Origin of the sequence: Streptomyces sp. NPDC101776 (assembly GCF_044766845.1) — a bacterium.
GTDB lineage: Bacteria > Actinomycetota > Actinomycetes > Streptomycetales > Streptomycetaceae > Streptomyces.
This window is the reverse complement of the sequence record NZ_JBIWMV010000019.1, coordinates 126,901-146,447: the sequence shown is the minus strand read 5'-3', so window position 1 is coordinate 146,447 and position 19,547 is coordinate 126,901. Positions and strand designations below refer to the sequence as shown.

17 protein-coding genes are annotated in these 19,547 nt (G+C 69.0%); 5 read left to right on the top strand and 12 right to left on the bottom strand.

Going from position 1 to position 19,547, the window contains the following annotated elements:
- Positions 1-52: 52 nt before the first annotated feature.
- The 5 genes from ftsH to dacB all read right to left on the bottom strand — a co-directional run bounded on the left by ftsH (position 53) and on the right by dacB (position 7,119).
- The gene (gene ftsH, locus ACIRRY_RS40280; protein WP_403983305.1) at positions 53-2,086 is read right to left on the bottom strand and encodes an ATP-dependent zinc metalloprotease FtsH; all 2,034 of its coding nucleotides are present in this window, start codon (positions 2,084-2,086) and stop codon (positions 53-55) included.
- A gap of 186 nt (positions 2,087-2,272) precedes the next feature.
- Entirely contained in the window at positions 2,273-2,833 is a 561-nt protein-coding gene (hpt, locus tag ACIRRY_RS40275) for a hypoxanthine phosphoribosyltransferase (RefSeq protein ID WP_033286141.1), read from the bottom strand.
- Positions 2,834-2,898: 65 nt separating this feature from the next.
- A complete protein-coding gene (gene tilS / locus ACIRRY_RS40270; protein WP_403983303.1) occupies positions 2,899-3,939 on the bottom strand; it encodes a tRNA lysidine(34) synthetase TilS in 1,041 nt (346 codons plus the stop codon).
- Positions 3,940-4,132: 193 nt separating this feature from the next.
- Positions 4,133-5,254, bottom strand: coding sequence for a zinc-dependent metalloprotease (locus ACIRRY_RS40265; protein WP_403983301.1), 1,122 nt, complete (start codon positions 5,252-5,254; stop codon positions 4,133-4,135).
- Between the two features lie 170 nt (positions 5,255-5,424).
- The gene (gene dacB / locus ACIRRY_RS40260; protein WP_403983299.1) at positions 5,425-7,119 is read right to left on the bottom strand and encodes a D-alanyl-D-alanine carboxypeptidase/D-alanyl-D-alanine-endopeptidase; all 1,695 of its coding nucleotides are present in this window, start codon (positions 7,117-7,119) and stop codon (positions 5,425-5,427) included.
- 79 nt (positions 7,120-7,198) lie between these two features.
- Between dacB and ACIRRY_RS40255 the strand changes: the two genes are divergently transcribed.
- On the top strand, positions 7,199-7,690 hold the full coding sequence (locus ACIRRY_RS40255) for an inorganic diphosphatase (protein WP_019070224.1): 492 nt from the start codon (positions 7,199-7,201) through the stop codon (positions 7,688-7,690).
- Positions 7,691-7,796: 106 nt separating this feature from the next.
- A complete protein-coding gene (locus ACIRRY_RS40250; RefSeq protein ID WP_403983297.1) occupies positions 7,797-9,434 on the top strand; it encodes a threonine/serine exporter ThrE family protein in 1,638 nt (545 codons plus the stop codon).
- Positions 9,435-9,452: 18 nt separating this feature from the next.
- Here ACIRRY_RS40250 and ACIRRY_RS40245 read toward each other — a convergent pair whose 3' ends face one another.
- Positions 9,453-10,400, bottom strand: coding sequence for a DedA family protein (locus ACIRRY_RS40245; RefSeq protein ID WP_403983295.1), 948 nt, complete (start codon positions 10,398-10,400; stop codon positions 9,453-9,455).
- Positions 10,401-10,541: 141 nt separating this feature from the next.
- On the opposite strand from ACIRRY_RS40245, the gene ACIRRY_RS40240 reads away from it, so the two are divergent.
- A complete protein-coding gene (locus ACIRRY_RS40240) occupies positions 10,542-10,907 on the top strand; it encodes a YbjQ family protein (RefSeq protein ID WP_033286147.1) in 366 nt (121 codons plus the stop codon).
- A 15-nt stretch (positions 10,908-10,922) separates the two neighbouring features.
- On the opposite strand, the gene ACIRRY_RS40235 is transcribed toward ACIRRY_RS40240, so the two are convergent.
- Positions 10,923-11,684 (bottom strand): MerR family transcriptional regulator, encoded by a 762-nt coding sequence (locus ACIRRY_RS40235; protein ID WP_403983293.1) that lies wholly within the window; start codon positions 11,682-11,684, stop codon positions 10,923-10,925.
- A gap of 155 nt (positions 11,685-11,839) precedes the next feature.
- On the opposite strand from ACIRRY_RS40235, the gene ACIRRY_RS40230 reads away from it, so the two are divergent.
- The gene (locus ACIRRY_RS40230) at positions 11,840-13,123 is read left to right on the top strand and encodes an ion channel protein (protein WP_403983290.1); all 1,284 of its coding nucleotides are present in this window, start codon (positions 11,840-11,842) and stop codon (positions 13,121-13,123) included.
- Positions 13,124-13,161: 38 nt separating this feature from the next.
- A complete protein-coding gene (locus ACIRRY_RS40225) occupies positions 13,162-14,568 on the top strand; it encodes a glutamate decarboxylase (RefSeq protein WP_403983287.1) in 1,407 nt (468 codons plus the stop codon).
- A 265-nt stretch (positions 14,569-14,833) separates the two neighbouring features.
- Here ACIRRY_RS40225 and ACIRRY_RS40220 read toward each other — a convergent pair whose 3' ends face one another.
- The 5 genes from ACIRRY_RS40220 to ACIRRY_RS40200 all read right to left on the bottom strand — a co-directional run bounded on the left by ACIRRY_RS40220 (position 14,834) and on the right by ACIRRY_RS40200 (position 19,459).
- Entirely contained in the window at positions 14,834-15,595 is a 762-nt protein-coding gene (locus ACIRRY_RS40220) for an ABC transporter permease (RefSeq protein WP_403983284.1), read from the bottom strand.
- Complete coding sequence (locus tag ACIRRY_RS40215) at positions 15,592-16,578, bottom strand: ATP-binding cassette domain-containing protein (RefSeq protein ID WP_403983281.1); 987 nt, start codon at positions 16,576-16,578, stop codon at positions 15,592-15,594. The genes ACIRRY_RS40220 and ACIRRY_RS40215 overlap by 4 nt, the downstream gene beginning before the upstream one ends.
- Positions 16,579-16,652: 74 nt before the next feature.
- Positions 16,653-17,294, bottom strand: coding sequence for a PadR family transcriptional regulator (locus ACIRRY_RS40210; protein ID WP_403983278.1), 642 nt, complete (start codon positions 17,292-17,294; stop codon positions 16,653-16,655).
- A 24-nt stretch (positions 17,295-17,318) separates the two neighbouring features.
- Positions 17,319-17,867, bottom strand: a complete 549-nt coding sequence (locus ACIRRY_RS40205) for a DinB family protein (protein WP_403983276.1) — start codon at positions 17,865-17,867, stop codon at positions 17,319-17,321.
- A gap of 131 nt (positions 17,868-17,998) precedes the next feature.
- Positions 17,999-19,459 (bottom strand): aldehyde dehydrogenase family protein, encoded by a 1,461-nt coding sequence (locus tag ACIRRY_RS40200; RefSeq protein WP_403983273.1) that lies wholly within the window; start codon positions 19,457-19,459, stop codon positions 17,999-18,001.
- Positions 19,460-19,547 lie beyond the last annotated feature (88 nt).

Here is a 19,547-nt window from a genome sequence, read left to right as displayed (position 1 = left end):
AGGCTAAATCCAGGGGGGCGCGGCTTCCATTTCGAACCGTGTGAGACGCGCGTCAGTTCTCGGGGCGGTCCTCCGGAGCCTTCTCCAGCGTGGGAGCGGACTCGGCGGTCGCACCGGCGGTGATCGCGGGACCCGCGCCGTTCGTCCCGTTCGTCAGTGACAGCTCCTTGGGGGAGAGCACCGGCGGGCGGGTGGACGGCGTACGGCGGGAGGAGCCGGTCCAGGAGGGACGGGCCGGACGCCGGATGATCGGAGTGAAGACCTCGGCGATCTGCTCCTTGTTCAGCGTCTCCTTCTCCAGCAGCTGGAGCACGAGCGCGTCGAGCACGTCACGGTTCTCGACCAGGATCTCCCAGGCCTCGTTGTGCGCGTTCTCGATGAGCTTCTTGACCTCTTCGTCGACGAGCGCGGCGACCTCTTCCGAGTAGTCGCGCGGGTGCGACATCTCCCGGCCCAGGAAGGGCTCGGTGTTGTCGCCGCCGAACTTGATCGCGCCGAGGCGCTCGGTCATGCCGTACTGCGTGACCATCGCACGGGCCGTCGCGGTGGCCTTCTCGATGTCGTTCGCGGCGCCCGTGGTCGGGTCGTGGAAGACCAGTTCCTCGGCCGCGCGACCGCCCAGCATGTAGGCGAGCTGGTCGAGCATCTCGTTGCGCGTGGTCGAGTACTTGTCCTCTTCGGGCAGGACCATCGTGTAGCCCAGAGCACGGCCTCGGGAGAGGATCGTGATCTTGTGGACCGGGTCGGAGTTCGGGGAAGCCGCCGCGACCAGGGCGTGTCCGCCCTCGTGGTACGCGGTGATCTTCTTCTCCTTCTCCGACATGATCCGGGTCCGCTTCTGCGGGCCCGCGACCACACGGTCGATCGCCTCGTCCAGCATGAGGTTGTCGATCAGCTTGCGGTTGCCCCGGGCGGTGAGCAGGGCGGCCTCGTTGAGGACGTTGCTCAGGTCCGCGCCGGTGAAGCCCGGCGTGCGACGGGCGACCGCGGAGAGGTCGACGTCCGGTGCGATCGGCTTGCCCTTCTGGTGAACCTTGAGGATCTCCAGACGGCCCTGCATGTCCGGGCGGTCGACCGCGATCTGGCGGTCGAAGCGGCCGGGGCGCAGGAGGGCCGGGTCGAGGATGTCGGGCCGGTTCGTCGCGGCGATGAGGATCACGCCGCCCTTGACGTCGAAGCCGTCCATCTCGACGAGCAGCTGGTTCAGCGTCTGCTCGCGCTCGTCGTGTCCACCGCCGAGGCCGGCGCCGCGATGGCGGCCGACCGCGTCGATCTCGTCGACGAAGACGATCGCCGGAGCGTTCGCCTTGGCCTGCTCGAACAGGTCACGGACTCGGGAGGCACCGACACCGACGAACATCTCGACGAAGTCGGAACCGGAGATCGAGTAGAAGGGCACCCCGGCCTCGCCCGCGACGGCGCGCGCCAGCAGGGTCTTGCCGGTGCCGGGCGGGCCGTACAGGAGTACGCCCTTGGGGATCTTGGCGCCGACGGCCTGGAACTTCGCCGGCTCCTGGAGGAACTCCTTGATCTCGTGCAGTTCCTCGACGGCCTCGTCGGAGCCCGCGACGTCCGCGAACGTCGTCTTCGGGGTGTCCTTGGTGATGAGCTTGGCCTTGGACTTCCCGAAGTTCATGACTCGGGAGCCGCCGCCCTGCATCTGGTTCATCAGGAACAGGAAGACGACCACGATGAGGACGAAGGGGAGCAGCGACAGCAGGATCCCGACGAAAGCGTTCTGCTTCGTCGGCGAGACCGTGTAGCCGTCCGGAATCTGCTTGTCCTGGTACTTGGTCTGCAGCGTGGCCGCGAGGTCCACGCCTTGGTCGCCGATGTAGCTCGCCTGGATCTTGGAGCTGCCCTCGACCTTCGAGCCGCTCTTGAGCGTGACCTTGACGGTCTGCTCGTCGCCTGTGGTGATCTTGGCCGACTCGACCTTGTTGTCATTGATCGCCTGGACGACCTGGCCTGTGTCCACCGTCTTGTAGCCGCCGGACGAGCCGACGACCTGCATCAACACGACCACGGCAAGGACGGCCAGCACGATCCACATGACCGGCCCACGGAAGTATCGCTTCACGTCCATCCATACGGAGCGAGATCGCTCCGTCCCTCCTGCCATAGTGAGTTTGATAAAGACAGTTCTTCTGACCGTACCCCAGCCATGTTGCCCGAAGTTTCACGGGACGGCTGGGAGACGCGTCTGCATGCTCCAACGGCGCGAAACCCGCTGGGGTTCCCGATCGTCTTACAGGGCTTGGGCCGAGTGGCTCTAGCCGCCGTAGACGTGCGGCGCGAGCGTACCGACGAACGGGAGGTTGCGGTACTTCTCGGCGTAGTCGAGGCCGTAGCCGACGACGAACTCGTTCGGGATGTCGAAGCCGACCCACTCCACCTCGATGGCGACCTTGGCCGCCTCCGGCTTGCGGAGCAGGGTGCAGATCTTCAGTGAGTCGGGCTCGCGCGAGCCGAGGTTGGAGATCAGCCAGGACAGCGTCAGACCCGAGTCGATGATGTCCTCGACGATGAGGACGTGCTTGCCCTTGATGTCGGTGTCGAGGTCCTTGAGGATCCGCACGACACCGGAGGACTGGGTGCCCGCGCCGTACGACGACACGGCCATCCAGTCCATGGTGACGGGGGTGGACAGCGCCCGGGCGAGGTCCGCCATGACCATCACCGCGCCCTTGAGGACGCCGACGATCAGCAGATCCTTGCCCGCGTACTCCGCGTCGATCTTCGCGGCGAGCTCCACGAGCTTCGCGTCGATCTCTTCCTTGGTGATGAGCACCGACTGAAGGTCGTCACCCATGTCTTTCGCGTCCACCCGCATCACTTTCGGTCGTCCAACCGGCCACTACCTGGTCCCGCCCCCGGAGGTCCGGAGGGGGTGTCGATTCAGCCTTGCCGAATCACCAGTCTGCCACCCTGGCGCCGGGCGACGACTTTGCCCGGGAGATTGATGGCTCCCTGGCCGCGCCAGCCGGTGATCAGGCGGTCGACTTCCTCGATGTGCCGGGCGAACAGCGAACCGGCCGGGGCGCCGGCCTTGATGGCGGCCCGGCGCAGGATGCGGCGGCGTACGGCGGGCGGCAGGGCGTAGAGCTTGGCGCACTCCAGCAGGCCGGTGGCGTCGCGTACGGAGGTCTCGGCCTGGCTGGCCCAGGTGTCGAGGGCGTCGGCGTCGTCCCGGGAGAGCTGCGCCGTACGGGCGAGCGCCTCCACGACCCCTTTGCCGAGCGCCTTCTCCAGGGCCGGCAGGCCTTCGTGGCGCAGCCGGGAGCGCGTGTAGGCGGGGTCGGCGTTGTGCGGGTCGTCCCAGACGGGCAGCGACTGGACCATGCAGGCCTTGCGGGCGGTCTGCCGGTCGAGCTGGAGGAAGGGGCGGCGGTAACGGCCGTCGGCCCCCGAGACCGCGGCCATTCCGGACAGGGAGCGGATGCCGGAGCCGCGGGCGAGGCCCAGCAGGACGGTTTCCGCCTGGTCGTCGCGTGTGTGGCCGAGCAGGACCGCGGCGGCGCCGTGCCGGGCGGCGCAGGCGTCGAGGGCGGCGTAGCGGGCGTCCCGGGCGGCTGCCTCGGGGCCGCCCTCGCGGCCCACGGTCACGGAAGTGGCCTCCACGGGGTCCAGGCCCAGTTCGCGCAGGCGCAGGACGACCTCGTCGGCGCGCAGGTCGGAGCCGGCCTGGAGGCCGTGGTCGACGGTGATGCCGCCGGCCCGGATGCCCAGCTTGGGGGCTTCGAAGGCGAGGGCGGAGGCGAGAGCCATGGAATCGGCGCCGCCGGAGCATGCGACGAGCACGAGCGGCGAGGGCGGGCGCTCGTGCGAGGTGTGCCGGGAGGCGCCGGCGGTCTGCAGGGCCTCGTGGTCGGTGAGGATGTCGTGGAGGACGCGGCGGACCGCCAGGCGTATCGCCGCGACCGCAGGATGGGGACCCATGTCCGGTTCCCTTCATGAAGTTTTCGGGGGGTTGGCCCGAGGTTCGGTCACTCAGAGTGTGTAGATGGTGACAGAACCGGGGCGTTCCCCGAGCATCGCACGCCTACCCATCGCTCACGGTCCCTCGGACGGGTGATTGCGGGGGCGTTCGCCTGCCGTCGGCCGAATCCCTTTCACCACATCCGCGAGCGGTTCACGACTCGGCCTTGCGGTGCACCCGCGCGACCCAGTCCGCCGGTTTGGCGATCTCCGTCTTCGTCGGCAACGTGTTCGGGGAGGTCCACACCCGGTTGAAGCCGTCCATGCCCACCTGTTCGACGACCGCGCGTACGAATCGCTCGCCGTCCCGGTACTGCCGCAGCTTGGCGTCCAGGCCCAGCAGCTTGCGCAGCGCCGAGTCCAGCCGGGAGGCGCCCTTGGCACGACGCTGCTGGAACTTCTCGCGGATCTCGGCGACGCTCGGCACCACGTCGGGACCGACGCCGTCCATCACGAAGTCGGCGTGTCCCTCCAGGAGGGACATCACCGCGGTGAGACGGCCGAGGATCTCCCGCTGGGCGGGCGTCTGCACGATCTCCACGAGGGACCGGCCCTCGTCGTCCTCCTCGCCCTCGGGCCGACCGCCCGCCAACGACTGGGCGGCCTCCCGGATGCGCTCCAGGACGGTCATGGGGTCGACCTCGGTCTCCCCCAGGAACGACTGGATCTCGCCCTCCAGGTGGTCACGCAGCCAGGGCACGGCCGTGAACTGCGTGCGGTGCGTCTCCTCGTGCAGGCACACCCACAGACGGAAGTCGTGCGGCTGTACGTCGAGTTCGCGCTCCACGTGCACGATGTTCGGCGCGACCAGCAGCAGCCGCCCGCCCTTCGCGCCCGCCGGCAGCTCGCGGGTCGCCGGGGCGAAGGTCTCGTACTGGCCGAGCACGCGCGAGGACAGGAACGACAGCAGCATCCCCAGCTCGACGCCGGTCACCTTGCCGCCGACCGCTCCGAAGACCGCGCCCCCGGGGGTGTTGCCGCGCCGCTCCTGCATCTTGTCGAGCAGCGGCTTGAGGACCTCCCGGAACCCGGCGACGTTCGCCCGCACCCAGCCGGGGCGGTCGACGACCAGGATCGGGGTGTCGTGGAGATCGTCCGTCCCCATTCGGGTGAATCCCCGGACGTGTTGCTCCGAGGCCTTCGCATGCCGGCGCAGCTCCGCGACGACGGCCCGGGCCTCGTCACGGCTCACGTCGGGGCCCGGCCGCACGAGTCGGGTCGCGGTCGCCACCGCGAGATTCCAGTCGACCATCTCGGCACCACCGATGCTCGTCATGCGTCAACCGTACGTGGTCGCTCCCGCTTGGGGCAGGCCGCGACGTCGGTCAGGTGAGCGTCTGCTTGAACGGCACCCGGTGTTGATGGCTGTGCCCACCCGTTCCGCCTTGCGGAACGCCTGCCCACAGCGGTGCATGCGATGGCGCCAGGCCGCCAGGCGGGCCGTCGTCAGCTACAGCCGCAGGCCGCCAACGCCGTTGCCGTGTGGTCCAAAGCCGCCTGGGCCTCCAGCGCGTTCGTCGTGTTGGAGGTCAGGAACGCGAAAGCCAGAAGCTGCCCGTCCTTGTCCACGACCGTGCCCGCCAGCGTGTTGACGCCCGTCAGGGTGCCGGTCTTGGCGCGTACGACGCCGGCCGCGCCCGTGGCGTCCGTGTAGCGGGTCGTCAGGGTGCCCGTGAAACCGGCGATGGGCAGACCTGTGAGGACCGGGCGGAGTTCGGGGTGGGCCGGGTCGCCGGCCTTGACCAGGAGGGCGGTCAGGAGGTCGGCGGTGAGGCGGTCGGCGCGGTCGAGGCCGCTGCCGTCGTTGAACGCGGCGCCCTTGACCGGGAGTCGGAGCTTCTCCAACTGGGTGGCGATCGCGGTGGCGCCGCCGTCGAAGTCCGCGCGCCTGCCCGTCGCCACGGCGGTCTGGCGGGCCAGAGCCTCCGCGATGTCGTTGTCGCTGTTGGTCAGCATCCGCTCGACCAGGTCGGACAGCGGGGGCGAGGAGACCGTGGCGAGGGTGTCCGCGCGGGCGGTCGCCTTGGAGGGACCCGGGGACGTCGTCCTGATGCCGTGCTCCTCGAGGAAGCCCGCGAACTTCTTCGCCGCGTCCGCCGCCGGATCCGTCTCCCGCAGCACCGGGCCGCTGGCCGAGTCGTCGGTACGGCCCTCGTCGGCGGACAGGGCGCTCACCGGGGCGAGGTTGTCGTTGACCCCGATCGGGTGGAGTTCGGAACCGGAGTACAGGGTCTTGTCGTACGACAGCGTCACCGCGCGCGTGCCGCGCTTCTTCAGCGCGGCTGCCGTGTCGTCGGCAAGGACACGCAGGCTCGCCCAGCCGTCGGCGTCCTTGTGGGCGGTCAAGGTCGGGTCGCCGCCGCCGACCAGGACGAGTTCCTTGGTGTCGGGCTCCAGGGCGGCGCGGGTGGTGAATCGGTGGTCGGCGCCCATCGAGGAGAGGGCGGCCACGGCGGTGGCGATCTTCGTCGTCGAGGCCGGGGTCAGGGCGTCGTCGGCACCCACTCCGTAGAGGCGCTTTCCGGTCGACACGTCCACTACGGCGGCCGTGTGGCGGGTGCCGAGCGCCGCGTTGTCCAGGAGGGGGTTCAGGACGTCCGCGAGGGCCGTGCCGGTCGGCGCCGACTTCACCGTGCTGGCGGAGCCGCCGAGGGCGACCAGGACGGATGCGGCGCTGGGGGCGGGACGGGGTGCCTTGGCGGACGTATCGGAATTACGGCCGTGATCTACGCCACCTGAACGTTCCTGTGCGACTGCGTGGTCCCGCTCGGCCGTACGCTGACCGGAGGAGTCCCAGGGACCTGCGGCGGTCACCACACCGGCGGCCAGTGCCATTCCGGCGGTGGCGGCGACGGCGGTGAACTGCCAGGTCCTGTTCGGCCGCGGCAGCTTCGCGACCTTCGGTGACACGGATTCGACAAGCCGGGCGACTTTCGGTGACACGGCGTCAGTGAGCCGCGTGACCTGTGGTCTGACGGCTTGGTCGAGCCGCGTGACCTGTGGCCCCACTGCTTGCTTGACCCGTGTGACCTGCGGTTTCACGGATTGCGCGGCCCGCTCGAGACGGGGCCGGACGGCTCGCGCGACCCGCGCCACCTGCGGTCTCGCGGCCCGCCAAGGCCTCAGCTCCAGCACGACCACCAGCCCCTTTCGCGATCACACACCTGCGTGAGGGACACTTAACCACCAGAAACATGTGCTGATCATGGAGGAGCCACCGGTGGAGTTCGACGTCACGATCGAGATCCCGAAGGGTTCGCGGAACAAGTACGAGGTGGACCACGAGACCGGTCGGATCCGCTTGGACCGTCGACTCTTCACCTCGACCAGTTACCCGGCCGACTACGGCTTCGTCGAGAACACTCTCGGCGAGGACGGCGACCCGCTGGACGCGCTGGTCATCCTGGAGGAGCCGACTTTCCCCGGCTGCCTCATCAAGTGCCGCGCGATCGGCATGTTCCGGATGACCGACGAGGCCGGCGGCGACGACAAGCTGCTGTGCGTCCCGGCGTCCGACCCGCGTGTGGAGCACCTGCGTGACATCCACCACGTGTCGGAGTTCGACCGCCTGGAGATCCAGCACTTCTTCGAGGTCTACAAGGACCTGGAGCCCGGCAAGTCGGTCGAGGGTGCCAACTGGGTGGGCCGTACGGACGCCGAGGCGGAGATCGAGCGCTCGTACAAGCGACTGAAGGAGCAGGGCGGCCACTGAGCCCCCTGTCCGCCGACGGGCCGCACGCACACACGCGTGCGGCCCGTCGGCATGTCTGTGCGCATACTGAAGATCACCGGAGGTGTCGTACAGGGAGTGCTACAGAGTGACGGAAGCGGAGGACCGCAAGCCGCAGTCGGACGAGGCCAAGAGCGCGTTCACGGCGCCCTCGGGCGTCGCGGCGGCTGACGTGGAATCGTCCACGACGTCCGAGTTCGCCGTTCCGCGGGGGCTCGGCGTGGCGGTGCCGGCCGTCGACGAGCCCGAGGGGTCGGCGTTCAGCACACCCAGCACCTACCGCGCCAGAGAGGCACCACCCGCCTTCACCCCACCCACCGGCATTCCCGTCGTCAGCCTCACCAAGGACGTGCCCTGGCAGGACCGCATGCGCACGATGCTGCGGATGCCGGTGACCGAGCGGCCCGCGCCGGAGCCGGTGCAGAAGCCGGACGACAGTGGTCCCGCCGTCCCGCGCGTGCTCGATCTGACGCTCCGCATCGGCGAGTTGCTGCTCGCGGGCGGGGAGGGCGCGGAGGACGTCGAGGCGGCGATGTTCGCGGTCTGCCGCTCCTACGGCCTCGACCGCTGCGAGCCAACGGTCACCTTCACACTCCTGTCGATCTCTTATCAGCCCTCCCTGGTGGACGATCCGGTGACCGCGTCACGGACCGTACGGCGCCGGGGCACCGACTACACGCGGCTCGCGGCCGTGTTCCGGCTGGTCCAGGACCTCAGCGACCCGGAAACGGCACTCTCCTTGGAGGACGCCTACCGGCGGCTCGCCGAGATGCGGCGCAACCGGCACCCGTACCCCGGCTGGGTCCTGACCTCCGCCAGCGGACTGCTCGCGGGCGCGGCCTCGGTGCTCGTCGGCGGTGACGTCATCGTGTTCTTCGCCGCCGCGCTCGGCGCGATGCTCGGCGACCGGCTGGCGTGGCTGTGCGCGGGGCGCGGGCTGCCGGAGTTCTACCAGTTCACGGTCGCCGCGATGCCGCCCGCCGCGATAGGGGTCGCCCTCACGGTCGCCGACGTCGATGTGAAGGCCTCCGCGGTCATCACCGGCGGTCTGTTCGCGCTGCTGCCCGGGCGGGCCCTGGTGGCGGGCGTACAGGACGGCCTGACCGGCTTCTACATCACCGCGGCGGCCCGGCTCCTTGAGGTCATGTACTTCTTCGTCGGCATCGTGGCCGGCGTGCTGATCGTCCTGTACTTCGGCGTGAAGTTCGACGCCCAGCTCAACCCGGACGTGGCCCTGGGCAACTCCCACCGACCCCTGTGGCAGATCGGCGCGTCCGTCCTGCTGTCCCTGACCTTCGCCGTCCTGCTCCAGCAGGAACGATCCACCGTGCTGCTCGTGTCCCTCAACGGGGGTGTCGCCTGGTCGGTGTACGGCGCGATGCACTATGTCGCCAAGATCTCGCCGGTCGCCTCTACGGCCGTGGCGGCGGGGCTGGTCGGGCTGTTCGGGCAGTTGCTGTCCCGGTACCGGTTCGCCTCGGCGTTGCCTTACACGACCGCGGCGATCGGGCCCCTGTTGCCGGGGTCGGCCACGTATTTCGGTCTGTTGGCGATCGCTCAGAACGAGGTCGACAAGGGGCTGGTGTCGTTGGCCACGGCGGCGTCGCTCGCCATGGCCATCGCGATCGGGGTCAATCTGGGGTCGGAGATCTCGCGGCTGTTCCTGCGGGTGCCGGGCGCTTCGGCTGGGGCGCGGCGGGCTGCCAAGCGGACCCGGGGGTTCTGAGCGCCCACCCACCAGAGGTCAGCCCTGGGGATAGCCGTTCTGCGAGTACCCCTGGTCCTGGCCCTGGTTGTCGTACGGCGGGTACTGCTGGTTGCCGTACTGCTGGTTCCCGTAGGGCTGCTGTTGGTACGTCTGCTGAGGGTACGGCTGCTGCTGTTGGGGCTGGGCGTAGTACTGGTCGTAACCGTTGTTCTGGTCGTAACCGTCGTTCTGCTGTTGCTGGGGCTGCTGCTGTTGGGGCTCGTCCACGCGGCGGAGCTGCGTCGTCGAGTCGTCCATGATGACCGGGAACGGCTGGGTCGCGGCCGGGTCGCCAGGCTGCTCCTCGTGCCCCTGGGGCGCCTTCTTGGCCTTGGAGCGGGCTCGCAGGAACTCGATGGCGATCGGGACCACGGAGACCAGGACGATCAGGATGAGGATCGCTTCGATGTTCTTGTTGACGAACTCGATCTTGCCGAGCCAGGAACCCAGCAGGGTCACGCCCGCGCCCCACAGGACGCCGCCGATCACGTTGAACGTGATGAAGGAGCGGTACTTCATGCCGCTGACGCCGGCGATGATCGGCGTGAACGTGCGCACGATGGGCACGAAGCGGGCCAGGACCAGGGACTTGGGGCCGTACTTCTCGAAGAACTCGTGCGCCTTGACCACGTTCTCCTGTTTGAAGAGGCGTGAGTCCGGGCGGTTGAAGAGCGAGGGGCCGACCTTCTTACCGAAGACGTAGCCCGCCTGGTCGCCGAGGATCGCGGCGACGCAGATCAGTGCGACGGCCGCCCACAGCGGGAAGTCGAGGGTGCCCGCGGTGATCAGCAGGCCGCAGGTGAAGAGCAGGGAGTCACCCGGCAGGAAGAACCCGATGAGCAGGCCGGACTCCGCGAAGACCACGAGCAGGAGGCCCCAGATACCGAACCGGTCGAGCAGGGTGTTCGGATCGAGCCAGCTCGGGCCGAGGGCAAGGGTCGTCACGGTTCCGGGCTCCTGAGGGGTGGAGGGAGGTGCCAGCGTCCAGGTACAGCCGCACAAAGCTATCAACGCGATGTGTCCGTCCCAGGTTCCACCGGTGTCTCCAGGATGCACTGTGCATCCCATAGGACAAAGCTGTGAGCCATGGGTATCGAAGAGTACGGCGGCGGCCAGGGGCCGCAGGCCGATGTGCTGGTCGTGACGACGAACGACGTTCCCGGGTACCGGGTCGAGCAGGTGATCGGCGAGGTGTTCGGGCTGACCGTGCGCTCACGGCATCTCGGCAGCCAGATCGGCGCCGGTCTGAAGTCGATGGTCGGCGGTGAACTGAAGGGGCTCACCAAGACCCTTGTGCAGACCCGCAACCAGGCCATGGAGCGGCTCATCGAGCAGGCACGCGCGCGTGGGGCCAACGGCGTGCTGGCGTTCCGCTTCGACGTGACCGAGGCGGCGGACGTCGGCACCGAGGTGTGCGCCTACGGGACGGCGGTGGTCCTGGCCCGGGAGTGACCCCGGACCAGCCGCCTAGGAGGTGTGCCGGGACGCGTTGGCCAGGATCGCGTCCCGGAGGTGTTCGGCCAGGCCCGGGGCCATGGAGTCGTAGAACGCCTTGAAGCGCTCGTCGGAGACGTACATCTCGGCGAGGCAGACGTGCGCTTCGTACGAGCACGGGTAGAACCAGCGGTCTATGTGGAGCCTGTGTTCCTCGGCCAGGTCGATGGCCTCCTCGGCTGTGGGTGGTTCTCCCGCCGTCACCAAGGTGGCGTAGCGCTCGCTCCAGGCGTCGACCTCCGCCTGGAGTCGCTTCCAGTCGGCCTTGGTGTAGCGGGCGGCCCTGCGCTGCGACTCGGCGTAGGACTCGGTGCCGCCCCAGCGCTGTTCGGCCTCTTCGGCGTACTGCTCGGGGTCCTTGTCGCCGAAGACCTCGAAACGTTCCTCGGGGGTGAGATTGATGCCCATCGCGCGTGCCTCCATGGCGTGTTCCACGGCCTCGGCCATCTTCTGCAGCTTCTCGATCCGGGCGGTCAACAGCTCGTGCCGGCGGCGCAGATGCGCGCGCGGGTCCGTCTCCGGGTCGTCGAGCAGGGCCGCGACCTCGTCGAGCGGGAAGCCGAGTTCCCGGTAGAACAGGATCTGTTGCAGCCGGTCGAGGTCGGCGTCGCCGTAGCGCCGGTGACCCGCGTGACTGCGCTCGCCCGGGGCGAGCAGACCGATGTCGTCGTAGTGGTGCAGCGTGCGCACCGTGACCCCGGCGAACCCGGCGACCTGCCCTACGGAGTAGCTCACTTCCGCGCCCTCCTTCTTGATCTTCGTCCTCGCTCTCGTGTCCGCGCTCCACGCTGAGGCCTCACGCCACGTGAGGTGCAAGCCCTGCGGCCCCAGGTTCGCGAGATGCCCGACCTCAAGATGTTTGATCACTTTTGCCCGCTTATGGTGAGCCCGTGGCCCAGGACAGCGCGCAACAGGCACCCGCCGCCCCTACGACCCCGGCGCGCACCCTGCTGCCGTTGATCGTCCCCGCTCTGGTCGTGGGCGTGCTCGCGAGTCTGCTCTTCATCTCGGTCAGCGAGGTGGCCGAGCAGCTCCAGCACGTGCTCTGGAAGAACCTGCCCGACGCCCTGGGCATCGGCCGGTACTCGGTACTGTGGATGCTCGTCATGCTGACGGCCACCGGCATCGTGGTCGGGCTGGTGGTGTGGAAGGTCCCGGGGCATGCCGGTCCCGACCCGGCCACCACCGGCCTGGAGGCCGTACCGCTGCCGCCCATGGTGCTGCCGGGACTCTTGCTGGCAACGGCCCTGATGCTCGCGGGCGGACCGAGCCTCGGCCCCGAGAACCCGATCATCGCGGTCAACGTGGGCCTCGCTCTCTGGGCGGGACGCAGGCTGGCGCCGCGGGTGCCGGGCGGGGTGTGGGGTGCGCTGGCCGAGTCGGCGACGATCGGGGCGCTGTTCGGGACGCCGGTGGCGGCGGCCCTGCTCATCTCGGAGGCACTGGCAAAACGGCAGACCAAGGGCGCCCTGTGGGACAACGTGTTCGCACCGCTCGCGGCGGCCGGTGCGGGCGCCATGACGACCACCCTGGTGGCCCATCCGACCTTCGACCTGCACCTGCCCGCGTTCGGCCGCCCGGGCTGGGGCGACCTGCTGGCGGTCCTGGTACTGGCACCGCTGGCAGCACTGCTCGGAATGGCCGCGGTATACGCGTTCCCCTACGCCCACGGCGCCTTCTCCCGCCTCGGACACCCCATGCTGGCGCTTCCGGCCGGTGGACTGGTCCTGGGCCTCCTGGCGGCCGCGGGCGGCCATCTGACGCTCTTCAAGGGGCTGGACGAGGTCGGGGAGCTCGCGGCCGACCCCGAGGGCTGGTCGGCGGGACAGTTCGCGACGATGACGGTGGTGAAGCTGGCGGCGCTGCTGATCGCCGCGTCCTGCGGTTTCCGGGGCGGGCGGATCTTCCCGTCGGTGTTCATCGGCGTGGCGTTCGGTCTGTTCGCCCACGCGGTCGTGCCCGGGGTGGACCCGGCGCTCGGGGTCGCGGCGGGCGTCCTGGGCATGCTCCTGGCGATCACCCGACAGGGCTGGGTGAGCCTGTTCACCGCCGCCATCCTGGTGGCCTCGCCCGCGATCCTCGCGCTGCTCTGCATCGGCTCGCTGCCGGCCTGGCTGCTGGTGACCGGGAGACCGCAGATGCAGTTGCGCGCTGACGGAACTCCGGTTCGCTAGTACCCGTTGGCTCTTTTGATCCTTATCGGAGGCACGCCATGCCGTTGCACGAAGGTCCCGACCAGCCCGCCGAGCGCCCCATGTCCGTGAACCCCTTCTACGGGGAGGCCAATCCGGTCGGCGGCATGACCGAGGCACCCCCCAAGCACCGCCTCCCGGACGCACCGCTCCCCCCGATGACGGCGGCTCAACTCGTGCACGACGAGCTGATGCTGGACGGCAACTCCCGCCTGAACCTGGCGACGTTCGTCACCACCTGGATGGAGCCGGAAGCCGGCGTCCTGATGGCGGAGTGCCGGGACAAGAACATGATCGACAAGGACGAGTACCCCCGCACCGCGGAGCTGGAGAAACGCTGCGTGGCCATGCTCGCCGACCTGTGGAACGCACCGGACCCCGCAGCCGTCGTCGGCTGTTCCACGACCGGCTCCAGCGAGGCCTGCATGCTCGCCGGAATGGCCCTGAAGCGCCGCTGGACGCAGCGCAACAAGGACCGCTATCCGGCGGCCCGCCCGAACCTGGTGATGGGCGTCAACGTCCAGGTCTGCTGGGAGAAGTTCTGCAACTTCTGGGAGGTCGAGGCCCGCCAGGTCCCCATGGAGGGCGACCGCTTCCACCTCGACCCACAAGCGGCGGCCGAGCTGTGCGACGAGAACACGATCGGGGTCGTAGGCATCCTCGGCTCCACCTTCGACGGCTCCTACGAGCCGATCGCCGACCTGTGCGCCGCCCTGGACGCACTCCAGGAGCGCACGGGCCTCGACATCCCGGTCCACGTGGACGGCGCGTCCGGCGCGATGGTCGCCCCCTTCGTGGACGAGGACCTGGTCTGGGACTTCCGCCTCCCGCGCGTGGCCTCGATCAACACCTCGGGCCACAAATACGGCCTGGTCTACCCGGGCGTCGGCTGGGCCCTGTGGCGCGACAAGGAGGCCCTCCCCGAGGAACTCGTCTTCCGCGTCAACTACTTGGGCGGCGACATGCCCACCTTCGCCCTCAACTTCTCCCGCCCCGGAGCCCAGGTAGTAGCCCAGTACTACACATTCCTCCGCCTCGGCCGAGAGGGCTACAGAGCCGTACAACAGTCCACTCGCAACGTGGCCCGAGGCCTGGCAGACCGCATCGAAGCACTGGGCGACTTCCAACTCCTCACGCGGGGCGACGAGTTGCCGGTCTTCGCCTTCACCACCGCCCCCCACGTCCAGGCCTACGACGTGTTCGACGTCTCCCGCCGCCTCCGGGAGCACGGCTGGCTGGTCCCGGCCTACACCTTCCCGGCAAACCGCGAGGACCTCTCGGTCCTCCGCATCGTCTGCCGCAACGGCTTCTCGGCAGACCTCGCAGAACTCTTCCTGGACGACCTGACCCGCCTCCTCCCCGAACTACGCCGACAGCCCCACCCCTTCACCCCCGACAAGGGAGCGGCGACGGGCTTCCACCACTGAGCCAACAGCGCAACAGGGGACGTCCGTACGACTGACCACGAGGGCAACAGGGACGGCGGTACCACTAGCCACGCGGGTGGCACGGCCGCCGCCACCCGCGTACGGCGAGAAGGTGCCGTGTCGGGGGGTATCCGCCCGCAGCGGTCGGCGCTCAACACCGCCGCACTCTTGAGAAACCTTGCCGCGCCGATCCGAGGACGGAGACCCCCGGCGCGGCACCGACCCACAACGCACCCGGGCGAGGACCGACGCACCCGCACCAAGCTCACCGCCCAAGCCCCCGGAACCGCCGTACGGCGAGCGGAAAGAAGACCGCCACCAGAACCACCGGCCAGACCACGGCACCCCACACATGCCCAGGCGACCCACCCGGCCCACCGAAGAGTTCCCGCACCGCAGTAGCGGTCTGGGACATCGGATTCCACTGCACGACCACGCCCAGCCACCCCGGCATAGCAGCAGGCGTGGCAAGCGCGTTGGACAGAAACCCGACCGGCCACACCAGGATCTGCACGGCCTGCACCATCTCCGGCCGCCCAGCCACCAGCGCCAGTTGGATGCCGACCCACAACATGGCGAACCGAAAGAGCAACAGCAGCCCCACGGCCCCCACAAACCCCCCGGGCCCACCCTGCGGCCGCCAGCCGAGCACAAGACCGACCCCGATCAGAACAACAAGCCCGATCGCCGACTGAAGCATGTCCGCGGCCGAACGCCCCACCAGAACAGCCCCGTCGGCCATCGGCAGAGACCGGAACCGGTCGATCACCCCCTTGTTGAGGTCCTGGGTGACCGCAAGCATCGTGCCCTCCAGCCCGAAGGCCATGGTCAACGCGAGCATCCCGGGCACGAGATAGTCGACGTAGGCCCCCTCGACCGCACGCCCACCGCCGATCAGATAGCCGAACATCAGCAGCAGCATCACCGGGAAAACGAGACTCACCACGACCTGCACGGGCTGCCGCGCCCAGTGCGCGAGTTCACGCCGGGTCATGGTCCAGGAATCCGTCAGGACGTACGCGCTCACGCAGCCTCCTTTCCCGCTCCCGTGAGATGCAGGAACACCTCGTCCAGGGTCGGCCGCCGCAACGCCACGTCCTCGGCGTCGATCCCGGCCTCCTCCAGCGCCCGTACGACCCCGGAGAGCGCCGTCATCCGATCGGCGACCGGCGCACTGAGCAACCGACGGTCGACATCGACGGAGACACCCGCCCCAAAACCGGGCAACAGAGCGACGGCAGCGCCCAGTTGACCCGCGTCACGCAGAACCACATCGATACGGTCGCCGCCGATGAGGGACTTCAGCTCGTCCGGGGTGCCGTCGGCGATGACCCGCCCCCGGTCAACCACCGAGATCCGATGGGCGAGTTGATCGGCCTCCTCCAGGTACTGGGTAGTGAGCAGCACGGTCGTACCACCACCCACCAGAGACCGAACCGCAGCCCACACCTCGGTCCGACCCCGCGGATCGAGGCCGGTAGTCGGCTCGTCCAGGAAGAGGATCTCCGGCGAGGTGACGAGCGAGGCGGCAAGGTCGAGCCGCCGCCGCATGCCCCCGCTGTAGGCCCGCACAGGCTTGCGCCCGGTGTCGGCGAGGCCGAACCGTTCCAGGAGTTCATCGGCACGCACACGCGCGTGACGGGCACCGAGATGATGAAGCCGGGCGAACATCTCCAGGTTCTGCCGACCACCCAACTCCTCGTCCAGAGCCGCATGTTGCCCCAGTAGCCCGATCCTGAATCGAACCGCACGGGCCTCGGTCAGCACGTCGTACCCCGCCACCTCGACGCGCCCGGCGTCGGGCCGCAGCAGAGTGGACAGGACCCGGACCAGGGTCGTCTTGCCGGCCCCGTTGGGCCCGAGCACGCCGTGCACGGTGCCCCGCACGACTTCAAGATCAAGCCCGTCCAGCGCCTTCTTGGCACCGACACCCTCGCTCTTCCTCGCCTTCTTCCTCCCGCCGCCGTACGTCTTGTGTGCGCCCTCGACGATGATCGCCGCGTCGGCCACAGAACACTCCCTCACTAGTCAAGCTTGACTACCACCGCGAAAGTAACTCGCCCACCCGCGTTAGTCAAACTTGATTAGCCAGCGTCCCCGGGATGTTTCTCCCCCGTCGCATACGGGTTCTCCTCACCGTCCCTCAGGACCCCGACGAACGGAGCCCCCTCCCCCGCGAAGGTGTACGCCCCGCCTTCGATGCGCTCGATCAGCCCCTGGGTCCACGAGGCCTCGGCATCGGCCGTGTGGACCCAGAGGTTCATGATCTCGCCGATGTGACCCAGCTGTTCGGGCCCGTCCGCGGGGATGTAGTGCTCGGTGACCGAGGCCCGCCACCGGTCGATGCCCCGGGTGCGCTCCTTGAGCAACGCCACCGCCTCGCCCCTCGGCAGGTCGACGATGAAGCCGATGGCGGCGGACTTGACGTCCATCTGCTGGTCGTAGGACGTCAGCGCCTCGCGCAGCAGCCGGAGGTACTCCTCGGTGCCCCAGTCGGTGATCTCGTACTCGGTGCGGGGCGGACCCCCGGCCGTGGACGGCGCGATCTCGTGGGCGTGCAGGAGTCCCTGCTTGGCCAGTTGCTTGAGCGCGTGGTAGATCGAGCCGGGCTTGGCGTTGGACCACTCGTGCGCGCCCCAGTATTCGAGGTCGTTGCGCACCTGGTAGCCGTGGGCCCGCCCGTGCTGGCGGACCGCGCCGAGCACGAGAAGACGGATCGCTGACATGCGCCCAGCGTAGGACCCGGCAGGTCAGCCCCAGGTGCTGCCCCGCTCCTTCGCGACCAGCTCGAACGCGGTGGCGCCGTCGAGGGACTCGCGGATGATGTCGGCGTGGCCGGCGTGCCGGGCGGTCTCGCGGATCAGGTGCAGACAGACCCAGCGCACGGAGACCCGGCCCTCCGGCGGGAACCACGGGTCGGGCGGGAGCGGGAACGTGTCGTCGAGGCTGGGCGCCGAGCGGATGTACGCCTCGGTCTCGGCGGCGACCTTCTCCCAGTACGCGAGTTGCGACTCGACGGTCTCGCCGTCGACCAGTCGGAACGTCTCGTGCCAGTTGGTCTGGTCCCGCTGGATCGCCGGCGGCTCCTGTTTGGCCCGCGCGATCCAGCTCTGTTCCACCTCGGCGACGTGCTTGAGCAGCCCGGAGAGGGAGAGTTCGCTAGCGCTGGGCCTGCTCGCGGCCTGCTCCTCGGTCAGCCCGAGCAGCGCCCGGCGGACACCGCCCCGCTGCTCCTCGATGAACGCGAGCAGCGCCCCGCGCTCGTCACCCTGCGCCTCCGCCGCTACGTGCGTGACCATGGCCTTCGCCTCTCGCCGGTGCCGGCAGGAGGCCCGTCCCCCTGCCCGACACCGACGAAGCTACGGGCCATTGAGGTCAGGTTCTGTCCTCAATGGCCCGGCTCACGGCGACGTACTCAGAAAGGGGGGAATCAGAACGGGAACCCGCTCCGCCCGTGCTGCACCGAGATCCACTTCAGGCTGGTGAACGCGTCCAGCATCGACTCGCCGTTGAGGCGGCCCACGCCGGAGGCCTTCTCGCCGCCGAAGGGGACGATCGGCTCGTCGTGGACCGTGCCGTCGTTGACGTGGAACATGCCCGTGTCGATCTGCTTGGCGAAGTTGACGCCCCGCTCGATGTCACCGGTGTGGACGGCACCACTCAGGCCGTACGGCGTGTCGTTGACGATGCTGATCGCCTCCTCCTCGCCGTCGAACGGGATGAGGAAGGCGATCGGGCCGAAGACCTCCTGGCGGAGCAGGTCCGAGTCGGCGGGGAGGCCGGTGAGGACCGAGGGCGAGACCAGGTTGTCGGTGGTCGTGCCGTGCACCAGAGCCGTCCCGCCCTCCGCGAGCGCCTGCTCGACGACCCCCGAAAGGGCGTCCGCCTGCGAGGAGTTGATGACCGGGCCGATGACGGTCTGCGGGTCGCTCGGGTCACCGACCTTGAGGGACCTGACCTTGGCGACGAACTTCTCGGTGAACTCGTCGGCGATCGCGCGGTCGACCAGGACACGGTTCGCGGCCATGCAGACCTGGCCCTGGTGGACGTAGCGGCTGAAGACCGCCGCGTCGACCGCGTAGTCGATGTCGGCGTCGTCGAGGACCACGATCGCGCTGTTGCCGCCGAGTTCGAGCACCGAGCGCTTGAACTGCGAGGCGCAGACGGTCGCGACATGGCGGCCGACCTTGTCCGAGCCGGTGAAGGAGATGACCTTCGGGATCGGGTGCTCGATGAAGGCGTCGCCGATCTCCGCGATGTCCGTGATGACGACGTTCAGGAGGCCGCCCGGCAGACCCGCGTCCTCGAAGATCTTCGCGACCAGGGAACCGCCGACGATCGGGGTGTTCTGGTGCGGCTTGAGGACCACGCCGTTGCCCAACGCCAGTGCGGGGGCCACCGACTTGAGGGAGAGCAGGAAGGGGAAGTTGAAGGGGCTGATCACGCCGACGACGCCCACCGGGACGCTGTAGACGCGGTTCTCCTTGCCGTCGACCGGCGAGGGGATGATGCGGCCCTGGGGGCGCAGCGCGAGGTGGATCGCCTCGCGCAGGAACTCCTTGGCGAGGTGCAGTTCGAAGCCGGCCTTCAGGTGCGTGCCGCCGAGTTCGGCGATGATCACCTCGGCGATCTCCTGCTCGCGGTCCTCGATGAGCCGCAGGGCCTTCTCGAACACGGCACGGCGGGCGTAGGGGTTGGTCGCGGCCCACGCCTTCTGGGCGCGGGCGGCCGCCTGGTACGCGTCGTCGACCTCGTCGACCGTCGCTATCGTGATCGACGCCAGCTTCTCGCCGTCGTACGGGTTGAAGTCGATGATGTCCCAGGAGCCGGTGCCCGGGCGCCACTCACCGTCGATGTACTGCTGCGCCAGGTCGGTGAAGTAGGACGACATGTGATCCCTCAATCGCTCAATCGTCAGCAGGCACGATCAATGGCAGACACGATCAACAGCAGACCGGACCATCCATCACGATCACGAT

Bases quoted from the DNA above. Each gene is read 5' to 3' on its own strand.
- tilS (WP_403983303.1), bottom strand. From the start codon at position 3,939: ATGGGTCCCCATCCTGCGGTCGCGGCGATACGCCTGGCGGTCCGCCGC.
- ACIRRY_RS40240 (WP_033286147.1), top strand. From the start codon at position 10,542: ATGGGTATCGAAGAGTACGGCGGCGGCCAGGGGCCGCAGGCCGATGTG.
- ftsH (WP_403983305.1), bottom strand. From the start codon at position 2,086: ATGGACGTGAAGCGATACTTCCGTGGGCCGGTCATGTGGATCGTGCTG.
- ACIRRY_RS40265 (WP_403983301.1), bottom strand. From the start codon at position 5,254: ATGACGAGCATCGGTGGTGCCGAGATGGTCGACTGGAATCTCGCGGTG.
- ACIRRY_RS40225 (WP_403983287.1), top strand. From the start codon at position 13,162: ATGCCGTTGCACGAAGGTCCCGACCAGCCCGCCGAGCGCCCCATGTCC.
- ACIRRY_RS40210 (WP_403983278.1), bottom strand. From the start codon at position 17,294: ATGTCAGCGATCCGTCTTCTCGTGCTCGGCGCGGTCCGCCAGCACGGG.
- ACIRRY_RS40205 (WP_403983276.1), bottom strand. From the start codon at position 17,867: ATGGTCACGCACGTAGCGGCGGAGGCGCAGGGTGACGAGCGCGGGGCG.
- hpt (WP_033286141.1), bottom strand. From the start codon at position 2,833: ATGCGGGTGGACGCGAAAGACATGGGTGACGACCTTCAGTCGGTGCTC.
- ACIRRY_RS40200 (WP_403983273.1), bottom strand. From the start codon at position 19,459: ATGTCGTCCTACTTCACCGACCTGGCGCAGCAGTACATCGACGGTGAG.